This window comes from Parapedobacter lycopersici (assembly GCF_024643285.1).
Classification (GTDB): domain Bacteria; phylum Bacteroidota; class Bacteroidia; order Sphingobacteriales; family Sphingobacteriaceae; genus Parapedobacter; species Parapedobacter lycopersici.
This window is the reverse complement of record NZ_JAMSLW010000002.1, coordinates 462,925-481,056: the sequence shown is the minus strand read 5'-3', so window position 1 is coordinate 481,056 and position 18,132 is coordinate 462,925. Positions and strand designations below refer to the sequence as shown.

Here is an 18,132-nt window from a genome sequence, read left to right as displayed (position 1 = left end):
CGTTACCTTTGCCCCCGTTTTACCGCAGTGGGCATCGATGATATATTAGCGAATTATCGTCAAAGCGAACACGTAACAGCCTTGACGAAGGCATTGCACGGAAAAAACCCGAAAGTCCAGCTTAAGGGACTGATCGGGTCGGCTGATGCGATGGTGGCTGTGGCTTGCTATCAGCTTCAGGAAAAACCGATGGTATTTGTGCTGCCTACCCATGAGGAAGCGTCGTATTTCCTGAGTGACCTGGAGAGCCTCTTCGACAAACAGGTACTGTTCTTCCCCGCCTCGTACCGCAAAGCATTTGATTTTACCCAGACCGATAGCGCCCATGTGCTGCAGCGTGCAGAAACACTGAACACGCTGAACCATGTGTCGGAACTGCCCAGGCTGGTGGTCACCTACCCCGAAGCACTGGCGGAAAAGGTGATTAACCGGACTGATCTGGAAAAAAACACCTTGGAAATCAGCCAGGATGCATCATTGGATATCGATTTCATCAATGAATTCCTCCAGGAGTATGCGTTTGAGCGGGTCGACTTCGTATACGAACCGGGCCAGTACGCGATCCGTGGCGGGATAGTGGATATTTTCTCTTTTTCGAACGACTTGCCTTACCGCATTGAGTTTTTCGGGAACGACATTGATAGCATCCGTACGTTTGATGTGGAAAGCCAGCTTTCCGTCAGCAAAATACGGACGGTGACGATTGTGCCGAATGTGCAGGCGAAATTCCTCACGGAAGGCAATATCGCCCTGTTGGAATACGTTGCAGCGGATTCGGCCATCTGGTTCAAGGACGTCCAGTTTACGCTGGATGTGGTAGGTAAGGGGTATAAGAAAGCCCAGGAACTCTGGAAAGCACTGCCGGAAGCCGATAGGCAGCAGAATCCCGAATGGGTAAACCCGCTGTTTAATTTTGTCGACGAAAAAAACCTGTCGGCCATGTTGCGCGACTTTGCCGTCGTGGAGTTCGGCAAGCAGTTTTTTTACGATGCCACGCACACCATTACGTTTGCACAGCGCCCGCAGCCTTCGTTCAATAAGGACTTTAGCCTGCTGATTCATAATTTCAGGGAAAATGAACAGGCGAAAATACAGAACTGCATTTTCAGCGATTCACCGAAGCAGATCGAACGACTGATCGCTATCCTGGATGACCTGGATAAATCCATTACGTTTACACCCATCCACCTGTCGCTGCGGGAAGGGTTCGCCGATCTGGACCGGGGCATCGCCTGTTATACTGACCACCAGATATTCGACCGTTATTATAAATATAAACGCAAAAAGGGCTACGAGCGCTCCCAGGCAATTACGCTCAAGGAGCTGCGCGAGCTGAAACCAGGGGATTTTATTACGCATATTGACCACGGTATCGGCAAATATGCCGGACTGGAAAAGGTGGAGGTGAACGGGAAGGCGCAGGAGATGATCCGGTTGGTATATGCAGATAATGACCTGCTGTATGTCAATATCAATTCCCTCAACCGCATTTCCAAGTACAGCGGGAAGGAGGGTGCGGTACCCAAAATGAACAAACTGGGTACCGATGCGTGGGATAAGCTGAAGAAGACCACTAAAAAAAAAGTTAAGGACATTGCGCGCGACTTGATCCGGCTTTACGCCAAGCGCAAAGCACAGACCGGCAATGCCTTTAATCCCGATACCTACCTGCAAACGGAGCTGGAGGCTTCATTTATCTATGAAGACACCCCCGATCAGGAGAAGGCTACGCTGGATGTCAAGCGCGATATGGAATCGCCCCATCCGATGGACCGCCTGGTATGCGGCGACGTAGGGTTCGGTAAAACGGAAGTAGCCATCCGTGCGGCATTCAAGGCAGTGGCCGACAGCAAGCAGGTGGCCGTATTGGTACCGACCACCATTCTGGCCATGCAGCATTACCGCACGTTCTCCGAACGGTTTGAAGGATTTCCCTGCTCGGTCGATTACATCAACCGTTTTAAGACATCGAAAGAAATCAAGGCAACCCTGGCAAGGCTTGCCGAAGGTAAGCTGGATATAATAATCGGCACCCACCGGCTGGTGAGCAAGGATGTGAAGTTTAAGGACCTCGGCCTGATGATCGTAGATGAGGAGCAGAAATTCGGCGTGGGGGTGAAGGAAAAACTCAAGCAGCTACGTGCCAACGTGGATGCGCTTACGCTGACGGCTACACCGATTCCGCGCACGTTGCATTTTTCATTGATGGGCGCGCGTGACCTCAGCATCATCAATACCCCGCCGCCCAACCGCCAGCCCGTGCAGACCGAGCTGCACGTTTTCAATGAAACGTTGATCCAGGAGGCTGTTTCGTATGAAATCGACCGTGGGGGGCAGGTATTTTTTATCCACAACCGTGTGGCGGATCTGCCTCAGCTGGGCAACATGATTAAGAAGCTGGTGCCCCAGGCCCGCGTTGGTGTGGCTCACGGACAATTGGAGGGTGATGCGCTTGAGGATGTGATGCTCAAGTTTATCAACCACGAATACGATGTGCTGGTGGCCACAACCATCATTGAGGCAGGGCTTGATATTCCCAATGCCAATACGATCATCATCAACCACGCCCATATGTTTGGGTTGAGCGATCTCCACCAGATGCGCGGACGGGTGGGCAGGTCCAACAAAAAGGCCTTCTGTTACCTATTGAGTCCGCCACTGTCTACCCTCACCACCGAAGCTTATAAGCGGCTTAGCGCCATCGAGGAATTCTCGGAGCTCGGCAGTGGCTTTAACGTGGCCATGCGCGACCTTGATATCCGCGGCAGTGGCAATCTCCTGGGTGCTGAGCAGAGCGGCTTTATCGCCGAAATCGGCTTCGAGATGTACCACAAAATCCTTGACGAGGCTATACAGGAACTGAAGGACGATGAATTTGCAGACCTGTTCAAGGATGTTAAGCCGCGTGATTTTGTGTCATTTACGCAGATTGATACCGACCTGGAGGTGCTTATTCCCGATGAGTACGTTACCCATGTGGGCGAGCGGTATAATCTCTATAATGAAATTGCCAAACTCGAAAATGAAGAGCAGCTGGAAGCTTTTAGGCAATCGCTGCGCGACCGTTTCGGTCCGACACCCCGTCAGGTAGAGGAGCTGCTCAACACGCTGCGCCTGCAATGGCTGGGGAGGGAAATCGGCTTTGAGAAAATTTCGTTCAAGAAGCAGGTGCTCCGGGGTTATTTTTCCACTAATCCGGGTTATTTCGAAAGTGACCAGTTTGGCAGGGTATTGCAGTTTGTACAGCAGAACCCGACGATCTGCAACCTGAAGGAGGTAAAGGGCTCCCTGCGTATTGCCTTTGAACAGGTTCCCGATATTGAACAGGCAATCCGCATACTACGGGATATGACCACCTAGTCTTTCCAGAATTCGTCGCCCCACTCCTGAACATGCGCCGCGTCGCCGTGGTGTTCGGCTATTTCCGCCAGCTGCGGGGTAGTGGCCAGGCGCTGTAACTCGCTGAACAGCACCCGCTCCTCAAAACGGATGTGTTCGTCCAGCTCCTCTTCGATCAAACTTAGGGAGCGCCACACTTCCGTTTCCTGTTCGAACAGCCGTTTCAGTCGCCTATGCTCGGCAAGCGCCCGTTTCACCAGTTCGTGACCGTTGCCAAGAACAGGAAAGATGTACCGCTCTTCCACTTCGAAATGATCGATGAGGTGCGCTCGCCAGAACCAGTCGGCATACTGTTTAATGCGATCCGCGGCGACACCCCGTTTGAACCCTTCCCGGATTTTCCAGCAGAACAGCAATCCATGGTGGTGATCGCGGCTGATGGACTTTAAATAGGTGCTTCTTTTCAGTGGCTTGTTATCCATGATCGCGGTTGTTGGGTTGGCCCGCTGTCAGGACGACAGCTCGCTTTCCATTTGGACGGCTTTCGGAAATAGGATGTTATTTTCCAGGTGAATATGCAGGTGGAGGTCGGCTTCAAATTCCTGCAGCAGGGCCAGGGTTACCCGGTAGGTGTTGCAGGCATCCGATGGGGGAGTGTAATTTCCGGACAGCGCGGCAATCTGGCGGAAACGCTCACCTTCGCCATCGTGGTCGTGCTCCATCATGGCGATCGGGTTGGCTACCGTCCCGAAGCGGGAGGGCAGCAGCGGTTCCCCTTGGCGCTGTGCCTGTGCCATCCGCCGGATAAACGGGAAGAGCATCAGCTCTTCTTTCTTCATGTGCAAAGTGAGTTCCCCGCCGGCTTCCGTAAACAAGTCCATTATCCGGGCAAGTTCCGGATGGCAGTCGCCATGCACTGTTTTTATTTTCTGAAGCAGCGGCGTAATTTCCGAGATCCTGGATTCGACATAGCGGTGATGTGTTTCTTCAATATGGTCGGCGAGCATGTCAAGCGGCCACGCATCGTAGTCGTTTTCCCCGGTACCCTGATCCGTCGTAAGGGCGGTCTTTAGGGCGTCAATCAGGGGAGCAGGGGCGACACCTGCCTGCTGGCAGGCTTCGTCAATGGTCCGGTTGCCTCCACAGCAGAAATCGATTCCGGCCTTGCTGAATACGGCGGCCGAGCGGTAGTCTCTGGCGACCACCTGGCCGACAGTATGTTGGGTTGTAATTTCCATGGCAGTATTTTTAAGTAATTTTTTCAAAGTGGCCGATTGCCGCGGCAAAGAGGCCTGCAATTTTCAGCACTTCCGCCCCAATGAACAGGTAATGAAGATTGGAGGGTGGAAGCGGCTTGTTTTCGATAACCAGTTGAGCCCGGGCATCCAATGTGGGCAACAGCCACGCCGTTTGCAGGATGAGGATGATAACTGCCAGGAGCAGAAATGCATTTCTGGCTGAAAACAGCGTATTGGTGTGCATCACCGCGGTGACCACAACGATGGCGGCAAGTACCCATTCTACTTTGTTGAGGGCATTGAAAACGAGGCGGCCGATGCCCAGGCCGATCGGCATCGTGACACCGGGTGCGCGGAATTTAAGCCAGGCTTCCAGGAAACTGATGCCGCAGACAATGCCGATCCAGATAAAAAGACAGGCAACCGCAGTAGGTTGTTTAACGAGGGTACTCATAACAGCGGGGATGATTGATTATTTCTGAAGTAATCGATTTTGGAGAGAAACATTTCGGCCATCTTATCACCCCGCCATTTTGCCTCGGTTGCCTTCTCTCCTTCAAAAAACTGGTCAATGGTGCCGTGCCACAGCCCCAACCAGGTGTCGAAGTGCCGCCGATCCACCGGAAGCTGGGCATGTGGGGGGAATGGACTGCCAAAATACGTGTGTTCGCCGAACAGCACCGTTTGCCAGAACCGGTACATTTTTGCGAGATGCTCCGGCCAGCGGTCGCCGATTACGCCATTGAAGATTGGTCCTATTAATGGATTTTCCCTTACCTTGCCGTAAAATGTGTCTACCAGCTGCTGGATATCGGCAATTGTTGTGATGTCGTTTTTCTTTTCCATGATCGTTCCCATTTGACGCCTTATAGCGGCATTGCAAAATACCTAAATAGATAGAATAATGCCCACCCTGCAAAACCAATAATCAAAATCCATACCCAGGCAGGTATGCTTTGGGGAGTTTCACTCCCTGAGATCAGAAAGTCTTTCTGATCGCCTTTCCCGTATGCATTGATCATGAGCGGCACGATGCCGTCCACCACGGCGTTTTCCCGGATACCCTCGATGCTGATGGCAGGCCCATTCCGCACTTCAAAGGGGACCTTGCGGATCCCTTCCTTGCCCGTCGGATCCTTACTGATGATGGTGAGCTCATGCTGGCCATCAACCAGCTTCCGGGTATCCAGTTCGAAATTAACCGGGGTATCGAAAGCCGCGATGGGGTTGGGCTCGTCATCGATGTAGATTATGACTTTACTTTTCGCTGCCATCTTCCAAAGTTAATATGGTATGTTTAATATGATTCGGCGTGTTTTCTCCCGGCCTTACCAGCATCTTAATGGAGAAATAGCCGGTAAAGACAACGATTGCCACCATTACGGCGATAATCACGTAGTCCCAGTCGCTGGCTGGCCCCGAACCGTGCGTTATTCCCTGAAGCAGTTTCGGCTGCTGCCTTTCGCACACCGGGCACGCCAACCCGGTAAGGGCGGGGAGCATCAGACCCAGGAGGGTATATATTCTTTTTTTCATTTGATTTACTTTTAAGGCAATGAATCTTGCGTGAATTACTCCTGTTCTTTTGTGTATCGGGCAATTTATGCAGGTTTCATCTGTATGTGAGTTTTTGTTGCCGTACATGACGGTCGCATCTTAGTTCGCTGTTTCCAATAGGGTTAAAATTTCCTGTACTTCTTCGGTCGTCACCTGTTTGCCGCCGTTGCCCCAGCTGGTCCGTTCATGATTAATAATGGCTGCAACTTCCCCGGCGGAAAAACCCATCATCGTACCCACACCGGGCATGGCGCCGTATTCCGGGCGTGCGTCATAACCGTTCATGATAATGTCTACATACAACGATAGGTCATCGCCGGTTACTACCGGGCTGCCGGCCAGCGGGGGAAACGCGCCGGGCAGCCCTTTTCCATCGGCTTGGTGGCATGCCTGGCAGTTATTGGCGTAGAGCAGGGCACCATCGGCTCCCGCGGTGGTCTCGCCGGAGCTGTCTGCTGCGTCCGCTTCTCTTTTATAAAGGAACTGGGGCGTCCGGCTTTCTCCCGGTAATTCCACCTGTTTCAATGATTGCAGGTAAGCGACGAGCTGCAGGGCCTCTTTTTTTGCTACTACTTTTCCTCCTTTGCCATTGAGGAAGGCTTCGGGTACGGTTACAGTCACGTCTCCTTTTGAAAGCACGGTTTTGTATTCAAATAACCAGGGGTAAGCCGGCATAATGGATTCTTTAACCACAATCCGCGGATTATAGAGGTGAACCAGGTTCCAGTCGAGACTCGGTTGCCTGTTGCCTACATCGGTGAGATCCGGACCGGTACGCTCAGTGCCGGCGAGTGTTGCCGTATTGCGCCAGATATCCATCCGCTTCATGCCCGCATAGTCGGCGGCGATGCCGGGTCGGCTTCCCCAGCGGCTGTCCATATCCACGTTACGCACCTGCTGCGTATGGCAGGCGACACAGCCGTTGGCGATGAACAGTTCCTTGCCCTTCCGGGCATCTTCGCTGAGCGGTACCGCATTCGGCAGTTCGGCATTACGCTGCTGGTTGCTGATGGCGGGGATAATTACCACGAACAGCGTAAGTATCGCGAAGAAGAGAAAGGCGGTGGTGAAGAGTTTAGTATGGTTGTTGAAAAATTCCATGGGTGCTTATCATTACTTTGTTTGCGTGACCTGTGCGTCGTTTCCGGTCAGTTTTTCGAGTGCTTCTTCGACGATGTTCGATTGTTTGTCTGTGCTGTACATTTTGTAAAGGTTATAGGCGAACAGCAGGTGCGAGAGCCACATCAGGGTGCCTCCGATGGCCCGCCATAGCCAGTAGGGGGCCATCAGTACCACACTGTCAATAAACGGCTTTCCGTCCATCCACATCAGGCCCCGTAAGGAACTGCCATACATGAGCGGTACGGTATAGAACATAAGGCCGATGAGCGAGAACCAGAAATGAGCCCCAACAGTGAGTTGGGGAGGTTCCTGTCCCGTGAGGCGCGGCACTACGGCATAGATGCTTCCCCAAAGGAGGAAGGAGATGATGCCGTACATGGTGAGGTGCGAGTGGGCCACCGTAAAGTCGGTGAAATGCCAGATGAGGTTGGTATACCGGAACGCCTCGGCGGTACCCTGCATGGAACCGGTAAAATAAAAGATGATACCGGCCAGGAAGAAAGGAAGCGTGTAACTGTCTTTCACTTTATACCAGGCGCCTTTGAATGTCATCAGGAAATTGGTGGTGCCGGCCACTACCGGAATGGCCATGCCCGCACTGCCCACGATGGCCACGGTCTGCAGCCACCAGGGAATGGCGCTGAAGATGAAGTGGTGGGTGCCAATCAGCGTGTAAAATAAAATCTGCGTCCAAAAGGCCAGTATGCCGAGGCTGTAGGAGTAGATCGGTTTATTAAGCTGCTGCGGCAGGAAGTAGTATACAATACCCAATGTAAAAAGCATAAACCACATGCCCACACCCTGGTGCATGTAGTAACCCTGTACAATAATTTCACCGAGACCATTCTGCCAAAAAGGAAGATAGGCCACCAGTGCAATGACAATCGTGAAAATAATGGCCGAAATCATATACCAGTTGGAGATGTAGATTTCCGTAGTTTTCCGGCGGGCAATGGTTTTTAGGAAATTGGTCAGGGTGAGCACCAATGCCACTGCAAACGGGAGCATGACCGGCCAGATGTATTCGCGGTATTCGCCGCCGCCATTGTTGATACCTGCCATCAGGCTAACTGTACCCAGCACGACTGTAGCGTTAATCAGGATCAGCGAAAGCCAGCCGTGCCGCAGGTTTGCGATGGATGTATTACTTACCCGGGGTACAATGTAGTAGCCCAGCCCCAGCATTCCCAGTGATGCCCATCCCCAGAATACCGCATTGGTGTGTACGGGACGGAGCCGGCCAAAACTCAGCCAGCTTAGCTGGTCGGCGTCCGGCGCCAGAAATTTGATGCCGAGGTATTGACCAACCGTTGTGCCGAATAGCAGCCAGAATGCTGAGGTGCCGATGTACCACAGCACCAGTTTGGCCAGGTTACTGTCTATATTGGGCCGGCGTACCGCCCGTTTTTTTGGCGCGGCAATGGGCAGATTCAAGTCGCTGCTCGCGGATGCTACCAGACCCCGCCTGTCGTGCACGTCGCCGTCGCCGGCAAGTTCGGTGTTTGTCAGCTGGTAATCCAGCGCCGATTTCCGGCTGGTCAACTGATCCAGTTCTTCTTTCTTTGTCAGTCCATCCAGGTACTGGGCGAATTCATCGGCCAGCGCACTGTGCTGCCGGCGTTGGTAGCGGGTTAGTGTCCGCCGGATCTTTACGACCATTAAAACGAGGCCACAGAGTACAGGGATAAGTATAAGTACGAGGGTGATGACAATGCCGGCACTGCCCCAGGCAATTCCCGAAACAGCACCGTCGGGCTGCGCCCACGCAGGGAGGCCAGCCAGTAGCGCCATCATCAGTAGCACCGCTTTTCCCGATGCTGCGAGGGTACCCCGTTTTTGACCACCCTGTTTTTTGTGTTGCAGCACAGTGTCCAACTGGCGACCGTTGAGCTGGCTGAGCTGACGTCTGATCCGGTTATCAAACCCACCTTGGATGCTGTTACGGATGGCAGCAACCCGCCGGTATAACGATAACAGTACCCCAAGCAGTACCAGGAGCATAACGACGAGTGCACCCATTGCCAACTCGGACCAGCCGAGCTGCAATGAATAAATATTGGGTGCCTGCAATGTAACGCCAACCAGGGATAGGTTTGCTTTGTCGTAAAGTGTCATAAAAACGATATTAATACCTTTTTGTCTTTTATTAATTCAAAAAATTTTATTTGCTGCCCAGATAGAAGATGGAGGCATCAAATTTATCCTGTAATTCATTCAGTTTCGTCCGCGCCAGCAGCGCGTGCAGTTCCTTTCGGATATGTCTGAATTCAAAGTGCAGGGGGCAGGGCCGTTTCTCCGAACATTCATTTAGCCCGAGCGCGCAGCCGGTGAGCAGTTTATCGCCGTCAATGGCCACCACGATATCGGCTAACGTATAATCGAGTGATTGTCCGTCCATATAGAATCCGCCGGTGGGGCCTTTCAGCGACTGGATAATCCCCTTTTTACTGAGCTCCTGCAGAATTTTGGCGATGAAATACACCGGTGAACCGATGCCTTGGGCAATTTCCCGGACACCGACACGCCGTCCGTCTTTCGACTCGCGTGCGATGAAGATCACAGCCCTTATTGCATACTCGCAGGTTTTAGAGAACATTCACGTTTGTTTATGGTACAAAAGTAATGTTATTTTAATAAAAGACAAAAAACTCTTTTATTTTTTTGGCAACCCTTCCGGACTGAAAACAAGTGTTTATTACTTATTCGGGAGGATATTGCATCAATGGCAGTATTTTGTCGTGATAACCCCTCAAAGATGACACTTTCACACCACCCTATTGTCGGATTTTATCAGGAATTTTGCTTTAACCAGGGCAGAAAGATGATGAGAAGGAAAAGATGATTGAGGAATATATTTTATTATTGAACAATTATAAACGTTAAAAATTAACACGATGAAAGCGAAAATTTTATTTGTACTGAGTCTCTTATTCGGATTGGGTTACATCAACTCGGGATTGAACAAAATTTTTAATTACATGCCGGTACCCCCTGACCTGCCGGAAGAGCTGATCAAGGACAGCATGGCACTGATGGAAGTCAGCTGGCTGATGCCGTTGGTGGCCGCCATCGAAATTATCGGCGGCGTGCTTTTTATCCCGGCAAGGTCCCGGGCACTTGGGGCCATTGTCATCCTGCCCATTACGGTCGGGGTGCTGTGCGTACATTCAACCGTAGCACCGTCCGGATTACCGGTTGCGCTCTTTATTATGGCCATCAATATCTGGGTCATTATCGAGAATCGCCGGAAGTACCTGCCAATGATCAGCAAATAGCAGAAACAATACACCGAACACATTAAAAAGTGTTCCATCCCGGGGGGCGGATATCATTGCTGCGGCTATTCCATCAGGGATAGCCGCAGTGCGTTCCGTCCCGGAGCTGCCGGTGGTTTCGGACAGCGGAAAGGAACGTCCATCGGACCTGTTTCATTGCTGGTATATTTGTTTTCGCCGAAGATCTCCTTACCTTAGCCTTATCAAATTTCAAACAGCATGAACCATATTGAAACGGATTTAATCCATTCGGGTAATGCATTTAATACATCCCGTTCTGTAGTACCTCCAATTTACCAAACCGCAACCTATTATGCCCCACCGGGGGTGGAAGAATTCATTGAGGCAGCTACTGCGCCGAGGTACCCGCATTTCTATCAGCGACATGGCAATCCGGTCAGCAGCCAGACAGCCGAGCTGTTAGCCAGGCTGGAAGGTAAGGATGCCGCGCTGTTGACGGCCACCGGCATGGCGGCCATCAGTACGGCGATCCTGTCGGTAGTCAAAGCGGGTGACCACGTGATTGCCCAGCAGTCCCATTATTCGGCCGCCGGCATATTTCTTAAGGAAGTACTGCCGCAATTTGGCATATCGGTATCATACACCGATCAGCGCGACAATAATTCTTTCCGGGAAGCGATCCGCGAGAATACCACCCTGATTTATCTGGAAACACCATCCAACCCGAATCTGGCCATAACCGATCTGGCTTTCGTGGGTACGCTGGCCAGGGAGAAGGGCATTACGACGATCTGTGACAATACCTTTGCGAGTCCCATCAACCAGCGGCCGGGTGATTTCGGGATTGACATCGTGGTCCACAGCGCGACAAAATACCTTGGCGGGCACAGCGACCTTACAGCGGGCGTGATCTGCGGCACAACGGAAGCGATTAATATTGCCTGGAAAAAACTGCTCTCATTCGGCGGTGCGCTGGCGCCGTTTGATACGTGGTTATTGCTCCGCGGACTGCGCACGCTCGCCATGCGTGTACGCCAGATTAATGAAAATGCACTCCAACTGGCGCAATGGCTTGAACAACAACCGCTGGTCCGGCGCGTCATTTATAGCGGACTTCCCTCGCACCCGCAGCATGAATTGGCTAAGGCCCAGATGAAGGGGTTTACCGGAATGCTTTGCATTGAGGTGGATGGAAAGGATGAGCCACAGCAGTTCCACCGTGCACAGACCATACTCCGTCAATTGAAGATCTTTGCGAATGCGGCCAGCCTGGGCGGTGTGGAGTCGCTGATTGTGCACCCGGCCAGCATGTGGGGGAAACACCACTCCAAGCAGGAGAAGGAACGGGCAGGCATTAATGAAGGCTTATTGCGGATTTCCGTGGGCATTGAACATATCGATGACCTGATTGCGGATTTTGCACAGGCTTTCCAATATGTAAACGATTAGTGACAGATCGCTTTATCCCGATATTTATTAAGCTGAATTCCCCGGAATATGGCTATTTTCGTATATTAGCCACCCAATTTTCCGATCATGAATGAACAACATAACATACTGTCGTTTGGCGAGCTGCTGCTTCGACTGAGCTCGGCCGGCGAGACTTTTTTAGGTGAGGGTAATGGGGTGACGGTTTTCCCGGGAGGGTCCGAAGCCAATGTGGCGGCCTCGCTTGGCCAATGGGGACTACGATGCAGTTACATGAGTCGAATCCCGGATAACGAATTATCAAAACAGGTAATACAGGTACTCCATAAACTGGGTGTGGATACCACGCCCTGTCTGCTTGAAGGCGACCGCCTGGGACTGTACTTCCTGCTTTCCGCCAACGGGCTATCAAAAGGAGAAGTGGTATATGACCGCAAGTATTCTGCGCTTAGCCAACTGGAACCCGGTATGATTGACTGGGACAGTGTGCTCGAAGGGTATACCTGGTTTCACTGGAGTGCGCTTACCCCTGCGTTGAATACCGCGTTGGCGGAAGTCTGCAAAGAGGCATTGGTGGCTGCCCAACGGAAAGGGCTGACCGTGTCGGTCGACCTTAATTACCGCAATAAGCTTTGGAACTACGGTAAGCAGCCCATTGAGGTTATGCCCGACCTGCTGCAATACTGCGATGTGGTTATGGGCAATATCTGGGCGGCAAATAAAATGCTGGGCACTGCGGTGCTGGAAACGTTGGGAAGGGATACCCCGGCTGATGTTTATTTTGAACATGCAGCACAGTCGGCGCGCGAAATATTTGACCTTATCCCACGGTGTAAGCATGTTGCTTATACCTTCCGTTTTATGGATTCGCCAACCCATAACCTGCTGTACGGTACATACCATGACCGGGAAAGCAATTTTATTTCGACAATCCATGAGACGAATGAAGTCGTAGACCGTATTGGCAGTGGCGACGCATTTATGGCGGGACTTATTTATGCGCTTATCGCGGGGAAACCGGGCCAGGAAATCGTGGATACGGCAACTTCCGCCGGATTTAAGAAGTTATTTGTAAAGGGAGATTTCGGGGACGGGGAAATATAATTAACAGTGGCCGTACGCGATAGGCGTAAGCGGTAAACCGCTTGTGCCCGGCGTGTATAGCATAAAGCAAAACATAATGGAAAAAATACTTGATCATATTCTTGCCTATCCGGTATTGCCGGTTTATTACCACGATAACCCGCAAACATGTATCGATGTGGTTAACGCATGCTATAAAGGGGGAATCCGGGTTTTTGAATTTGTAAACCGGGGTGCAAATGCATTGGATAATTTTGGGCATTTGCTTGAATTCCGGAATGCGAATCTTCCGGAACTGAAGCTGGGGATCGGCACGATTAAGGATGCCGCTACAGCAAGGCAATACCTGAAGGCCGGGGCTGATTTTATTGTCAGCCCGGTGGTTAAAAGAGAAATTGCGGAGGTAACCCTACAGCAAAACGTATTGTGGATACCGGGCTGCATGACACCGACGGAGATCAGCCTGGCGGAAGACCTGGGCGCACCATTGGTAAAACTGTTTCCTGGTGATACGTTGGGCACGAAGTTTTTAAAAGCGATTAAGCCGCTTTTCCCCACGATGCGTTTTATGCCGACCGGCGGCGTGAGCCCCGACCAACAGAATATTTCCGAATGGTTTGAAGCGGGCGTCAGTGCTGTGGGCATGGGATCCAAATTATTCGCCCAACCAGCGGGTGCCGCGGGTTACGACTGGCTGGCGGAACGCGCCGGACAATTAATGGGCTGGGTGAAATAGCCGGATCAGACCAACACCAGCAGTAAAACAAGATAAAAGGCTATCGATAAAAAAAGATAGCCTTTTCTTTTGGCCAGTAGCGATGTGCTGAGCATCAAAAATGAAACGGTCAATGCGGCAGTGTACCACTCCCGCTGCCAGCCATCCGTAGCAAAAACATAAACCAGGTGTATCAGGCAGATATTCAGCAGGAAAAGTCCGGCCGGGACGAGGTAATGTTCAATTACAATATGCTGCTGCTTGTTTTTCATCTTCTCCCCAGGCGTTTTATTCCGGTTTTCATACCGTATTTTATCAGTGCATATAAAAGTAGTGCGACTAACAATGTATTAATGAGTATGCCCGCAAGGAATGATGCCTGTGCATATCCGACAAATAAGCTGATCAGTGCTATTACCGTTAAGAACAGGATAACGAGCATGGTATAGGCGACTATTATTTTCATCGTAGTGGCGGCCGTAGCCTGTTTTTTCTTTTTCCGTCGATAAATATAAATAACGAAACCACTGATGGACAGGAATCCGCTGGTCAGACCGAGCAATGCATAGATTAACTTCAGCATCAGTCCGCCGAAATCGCCAAAATGAAGGGCCTCCTGGATGAAATAAAACTGATCGGCAAATGACTGCGTCCTGACATCATACTTAAATACAGGGGCGTATGTCGCTTTTGAAAGGACCAGACTGTTGATGTCCCGCTCGTAGATAAGTCCGCTGATATTTCCCCTGATCAGAATCGTTCCCGAACCATCGGTTGAAGGCAGCAAGTGGCGGGGCTGTAGGTCCGGGAATTCCGTATTGGCAGCGGCCAGCGCTTTTTCCCAGTCGATTGCCATTTGCCTGTCCGCCGTGGGTTCCATCACGACAGGTGCTTCATAGGAGTTCGGGGTCGTGATATTGAACCACCGCATAAGCTGGGGCTGCAACCCAAGCCATGCGCCAGTCAAGGCGATAACTAAATTGAAAGCCAGTGCACTTATGCCCAGTATTTTATGCCAGTCGGCCATGGCGATCCGAAGGTTAACCCGCTGCCGGATATTGGGCCAGGATTGCTTCTTCATGAAGTTGCCATAGATGATAAGACCGGTGATAGCCACGATGGCGAGTGCCAGTCCGCCAATCCCGACAAGCTGCCGGCCCCAATATCCTTCATACAACCGGACATGCATTTGGCGCAGGTAATTTGCCAACGAATTTTGATGATCGCGCTGACCAACCAGGCGGTCATTGCCGGCATCGATAAAAAAATCGTACCGCGCCGGACGGTTGCCCGGCAGGCCGACAACCAGATCCACTTTTGCCACTTGCTCCTTTGCCTCGGGCAGACTGATCGTCAGGGAGCGGTAGTCCGGAAAGCGCTGTGTGAGTGTATGGACGGAACGCCCGAATCTAGGCGTTCCATTTACCGCGGTTGATGTGGCTTCGTAATGGTGCTTTACAATCCAGGAATCAATTTCAGGAATGAATACCGCCAGTGCGCCGGTCAGGCTGAGTATGCCGATAAGTATACCGGTATACAGCCCTACCCAGTGATGCAAAAGCCAAAACAGGTTTTTGCTTTTATCGGCTTTAGCGGCGTGCTTTGACATAGACCGTTAAAATTCGTATCCTACACTAACCAGGAAGTTGCGGGGTGTGCCCGGAAACAGCCTGTTAAAATCGTATCCCCCCACCCAGTGTGTCTTATTGAATACATTGTTCAGGTTGGCCGACAGTTTGAATCGATCTACCGTGTAGTACAGTGCGGCATCGGCTACTACGTATGAGGGTAACGTGAGGATGTCACTGAGCGTTGCCCGTGAGCTCACGTAATTTGCGCCGGCACCGATGCCGATACCCTGCAGTGCCGGAATGGTGAAGGTGTATTTGGCCCATACACCGCCCTGATGTTTCGGCGCATTGGGCAACACATTGCCTTCTTCGTCCGCATCTTCACTTTTGGTAATAATGGCTTCATTGACCGCAAAGTTAGCCGTAACGCTGAGGTTGGGCAGCAATTGTCCATAAACATCCAATTCCGCCCCACGGGAACGTTGTTGCCCGATCTGCCGCAATAAATCAGGGTTGCCCGGGTCGTTGGCATTGATGAGGATGTTATTCTGTTCGATATGATAAATGGCCGCATTAATGCTCAGCATTTTATTTAAAAATTCCATTTTGGCACCACCTTCATACATGGTGCTGGTTAACGGATCAAACGGTCCGCCGAAACGGCTGGGGTCGCCAATCGTGCCGGCTCCCTGTGGCTGATATCCCTGCGCATAGGTAACATATAGGCTGATGGGCTCAACCGGCGTATATACCAGCCCAAAACGGGGAATGAATGCCTGCTGCTGGACTTCTTCCGCATTGGCTTTTTTATAATTCAGGATGTCAACATAGTACTCCTGCCTGAATGCGAGGAGCGCCTGCAACGGACCCCAGCTTATCTGGTCCTGTAGATACACACCGTTTACGTAATACCGGGTGACCGCCTGCGGGCTGGATACGTTGAAATAGCCCGAGATCTCCGAAATGGAATAATCGGGGTTGGTTAGGTCAAAGTGAGGGACGTTCGGAACCGGGATGTTATCGCGGATAAGGTAATCATCGCGGTTTGCGGGATTATAGCTGCCAATAGCCCCGTTATTAGCCGCGTTGCGGTATCCCTGCGCGTTATAGTTGGAGCCACCGACGGGAGATACGTTCTGGATATAATCATATCCAACTAATAATTTATGGGTCAACGGACCGGTGTTGAAATCGCTGACAAAATACAGGGTAATGTTGTCGTTGTAATTTTTCCGTTTTCTGCGGATGGTCTGCATTTCCATCATGGTGGGAATTTCTTCCCCGTCGGCATTTATTGCATACCGGTTGGAAGTGCGGTGTTCTAACAAATCCTCGTCATACAAAAATTTCATGTAGGATGCATTGAACGAAATACGGTCCGTGAATTTATGCTGCAGTGAAGCTGTGGTATAGAGATTCAGCTCATTGGCATAGTCATTTTCTTTGCCGATGGCGAAAGAGATCGGTGTGGAATTCAGGTCTGTTCCTGCAGAAGCGCCGAAAATTGGCTGTCCGCGGTCAAGCCTCGATTTCGTCTTTGCGTAGACGAAATCGACATTGACCTGGGTGCGGTCCGTGGGAATGAATGAAATCGAGGGTGCGATTACCATATCTTCGCCACCCTGCAGGACACGGAATGACTCCGCATTTTGATAGGCCAGGTTCAGTCGGTACAGCAGTGTTTTTTCCTTATTCATCGGACCGGTGAAGTCGCTCGTAATCCGGTAGATATTATAACTTCCGGTGGCAAAACTAACAGACTTGCGGTCTACATCAAGGGGTTTTTTGGTCACCGTATTTACTGTGCCTCCCGGGTCAGTGTTTGCAAAAAGCGCGGAAGCAGGACCCTTGATCACTTCAATACGTTCCACATTTGGCAGCAGTGATTGCGACCAACTGCTGGTTGGGTTACGGAGGCCATTGATCAAGGCATTGCCTGCGCGAAAGCCGCGGAGGGTGAAGTCGTTGTTGTAGAATGAATACACGTTTACGCCGCTGATATTCTTCAGTACGTCACTGGTCTTGAATGCCTGCTGGTCATTGATGACTTCTTTCGTAACATAACTGATCGCCTGTGGAACATACTTAATGGGTGTTTCGGTTTTGGTGCCGGAAAACGAAGCGGTGTTTTTATAAGACTGTTCCTTTCTGCCGATGATCTCCACGGCTTGGAGGCGGCTGGATGTCGGGGTGAGCAGAATCGATAAATTACGGCTTCCTGCGGCCGGTAGTGCCAGGGTAATGCGTTGCGGCTCGTATCCGAGGTAAGAGAACGAAACGGTGTACGATCCGGCTGCGAGGTTTTCAAAGGCGAACTTTCCGTCTTCATCGGAAACCCGGCTGTTGCTCACGCCCGAAACCCGTACAGTGACCCCCGGGACGGGCTGTTGATTTTCCGCGGATCGGATGCTGCCTGATATGGCAAGATCCTGGCTTTGAGCCGGTATTGCGAAAGCAACCGATAGGAGGATTGATAAGTATAGATAATGAAGTTTCATTTAATGTTATTTAGACTTTTTTTAAATAATGCGCAATGTTAGCATAAATTGTTTAAAAAGGCAATATTTTTATTCAGATGCAACGGATGAGATGGGCGGGCTTTTTCATTACACGATCCTCCGGATGTGCCAGTACCAGCTGGTATTACCCGGAGGACCATACGGGTCATTTTTTGGATAAACCGTGCTTTTATTAGCAATTAATCCGTAATATTGGTGAGGGTTTCACAGGAAACTGCCAAATTAGGCGGATCGCTGATTCGCCGAACCACTTTTTATCGCAGGAGTTTTTAAGGACCAGTAGGTATCATCAGTTGCAGGGGGTTCGCAACTGGCGGTTATCAA

General features: G+C 51.1%; 17 protein-coding genes. 5 read left to right on the top strand and 12 right to left on the bottom strand.

Going from position 1 to position 18,132, the window contains the following annotated elements:
* The first annotated feature begins 27 nt into the window (after positions 1-27).
* Positions 28-3,360 carry a transcription-repair coupling factor gene (gene mfd, locus NEV57_RS06230; protein WP_257657552.1) on the top strand — a complete coding sequence of 1,111 codons (3,333 nt, stop codon included), beginning with the start codon at positions 28-30 and terminating at the stop codon, positions 3,358-3,360.
* Here mfd and NEV57_RS06225 read toward each other — a convergent pair.
* From NEV57_RS06225 to NEV57_RS06185, 9 genes are all read right to left on the bottom strand, one after another.
* Entirely contained in the window at positions 3,357-3,821 is a 465-nt protein-coding gene (locus NEV57_RS06225; protein WP_257657437.1) for a hemerythrin domain-containing protein, read from the bottom strand. The genes mfd and NEV57_RS06225 overlap by 4 nt on opposite strands.
* 27 nt (positions 3,822-3,848) lie before the next feature.
* Positions 3,849-4,577 (bottom strand): iron-sulfur cluster repair di-iron protein, encoded by a 729-nt coding sequence (ric, locus tag NEV57_RS06220; RefSeq protein ID WP_257657436.1) that lies wholly within the window; start codon positions 4,575-4,577, stop codon positions 3,849-3,851.
* A 10-nt stretch (positions 4,578-4,587) separates the two neighbouring features.
* Entirely contained in the window at positions 4,588-5,031 is a 444-nt protein-coding gene (locus tag NEV57_RS06215; RefSeq protein ID WP_257657435.1) for a hypothetical protein, read from the bottom strand.
* Entirely contained in the window at positions 5,028-5,423 is a 396-nt protein-coding gene (locus NEV57_RS06210; RefSeq protein WP_257657434.1) for a group III truncated hemoglobin, read from the bottom strand. The genes NEV57_RS06215 and NEV57_RS06210 overlap by 4 nt, the downstream gene beginning before the upstream one ends.
* A gap of 20 nt (positions 5,424-5,443) precedes the next feature.
* A complete protein-coding gene (locus tag NEV57_RS06205; RefSeq protein ID WP_257657433.1) occupies positions 5,444-5,851 on the bottom strand; it encodes a cytochrome C in 408 nt (135 codons plus the stop codon).
* Positions 5,835-6,113, bottom strand: coding sequence for a hypothetical protein (locus tag NEV57_RS06200; protein ID WP_257657432.1), 279 nt, complete (start codon positions 6,111-6,113; stop codon positions 5,835-5,837). The genes NEV57_RS06205 and NEV57_RS06200 overlap by 17 nt, the downstream gene beginning before the upstream one ends.
* 120 nt (positions 6,114-6,233) lie before the next feature.
* A complete protein-coding gene (locus tag NEV57_RS15835) occupies positions 6,234-7,235 on the bottom strand; it encodes a cbb3-type cytochrome c oxidase subunit II (RefSeq protein ID WP_257657431.1) in 1,002 nt (333 codons plus the stop codon).
* 12 nt (positions 7,236-7,247) lie between these two features.
* Positions 7,248-9,371 (bottom strand): cbb3-type cytochrome c oxidase subunit I, encoded by a 2,124-nt coding sequence (locus tag NEV57_RS06190; RefSeq protein WP_257657430.1) that lies wholly within the window; start codon positions 9,369-9,371, stop codon positions 7,248-7,250.
* A gap of 46 nt (positions 9,372-9,417) precedes the next feature.
* The gene (locus tag NEV57_RS06185; RefSeq protein ID WP_257657429.1) at positions 9,418-9,852 is read right to left on the bottom strand and encodes an RrF2 family transcriptional regulator; all 435 of its coding nucleotides are present in this window, start codon (positions 9,850-9,852) and stop codon (positions 9,418-9,420) included.
* Positions 9,853-10,150: 298 nt separating this feature from the next.
* On the opposite strand from NEV57_RS06185, the gene NEV57_RS06180 reads away from it, so the two are divergent.
* The 4 genes from NEV57_RS06180 (at position 10,151) to NEV57_RS06165 (ending at position 13,739) form a co-directional block, all read left to right on the top strand.
* A complete protein-coding gene (locus NEV57_RS06180) occupies positions 10,151-10,531 on the top strand; it encodes a DoxX family membrane protein (protein WP_257657428.1) in 381 nt (126 codons plus the stop codon).
* Between the two features lie 219 nt (positions 10,532-10,750).
* A complete protein-coding gene (locus tag NEV57_RS06175) occupies positions 10,751-11,941 on the top strand; it encodes a trans-sulfuration enzyme family protein (RefSeq protein WP_257657427.1) in 1,191 nt (396 codons plus the stop codon).
* 87 nt (positions 11,942-12,028) lie between these two features.
* On the top strand, positions 12,029-13,024 hold the full coding sequence (locus NEV57_RS06170; RefSeq protein ID WP_257657426.1) for a sugar kinase: 996 nt from the start codon (positions 12,029-12,031) through the stop codon (positions 13,022-13,024).
* Between the two features lie 76 nt (positions 13,025-13,100).
* Positions 13,101-13,739 (top strand): beta/alpha barrel domain-containing protein, encoded by a 639-nt coding sequence (locus tag NEV57_RS06165; RefSeq protein WP_257657425.1) that lies wholly within the window; start codon positions 13,101-13,103, stop codon positions 13,737-13,739.
* A 5-nt stretch (positions 13,740-13,744) separates the two neighbouring features.
* Here NEV57_RS06165 and NEV57_RS06160 read toward each other — a convergent pair whose 3' ends face one another.
* The 3 genes from NEV57_RS06160 to NEV57_RS06150 are packed head-to-tail and all read right to left on the bottom strand — an operon-like array spanning position 13,745 to position 17,787.
* A complete protein-coding gene (locus NEV57_RS06160; RefSeq protein WP_257657424.1) occupies positions 13,745-13,990 on the bottom strand; it encodes a hypothetical protein in 246 nt (81 codons plus the stop codon).
* Positions 13,987-15,327, bottom strand: a complete 1,341-nt coding sequence (locus tag NEV57_RS06155; protein WP_257657423.1) for a PepSY-associated TM helix domain-containing protein — start codon at positions 15,325-15,327, stop codon at positions 13,987-13,989. Before NEV57_RS06155 ends, NEV57_RS06160 begins: the two co-directional genes overlap by 4 nt.
* Positions 15,328-15,333: 6 nt before the next feature.
* Positions 15,334-17,787 carry a TonB-dependent receptor gene (locus tag NEV57_RS06150; RefSeq protein ID WP_257657422.1) on the bottom strand — a complete coding sequence of 818 codons (2,454 nt, stop codon included), beginning with the start codon at positions 17,785-17,787 and terminating at the stop codon, positions 15,334-15,336.
* Positions 17,788-18,132 lie beyond the last annotated feature (345 nt).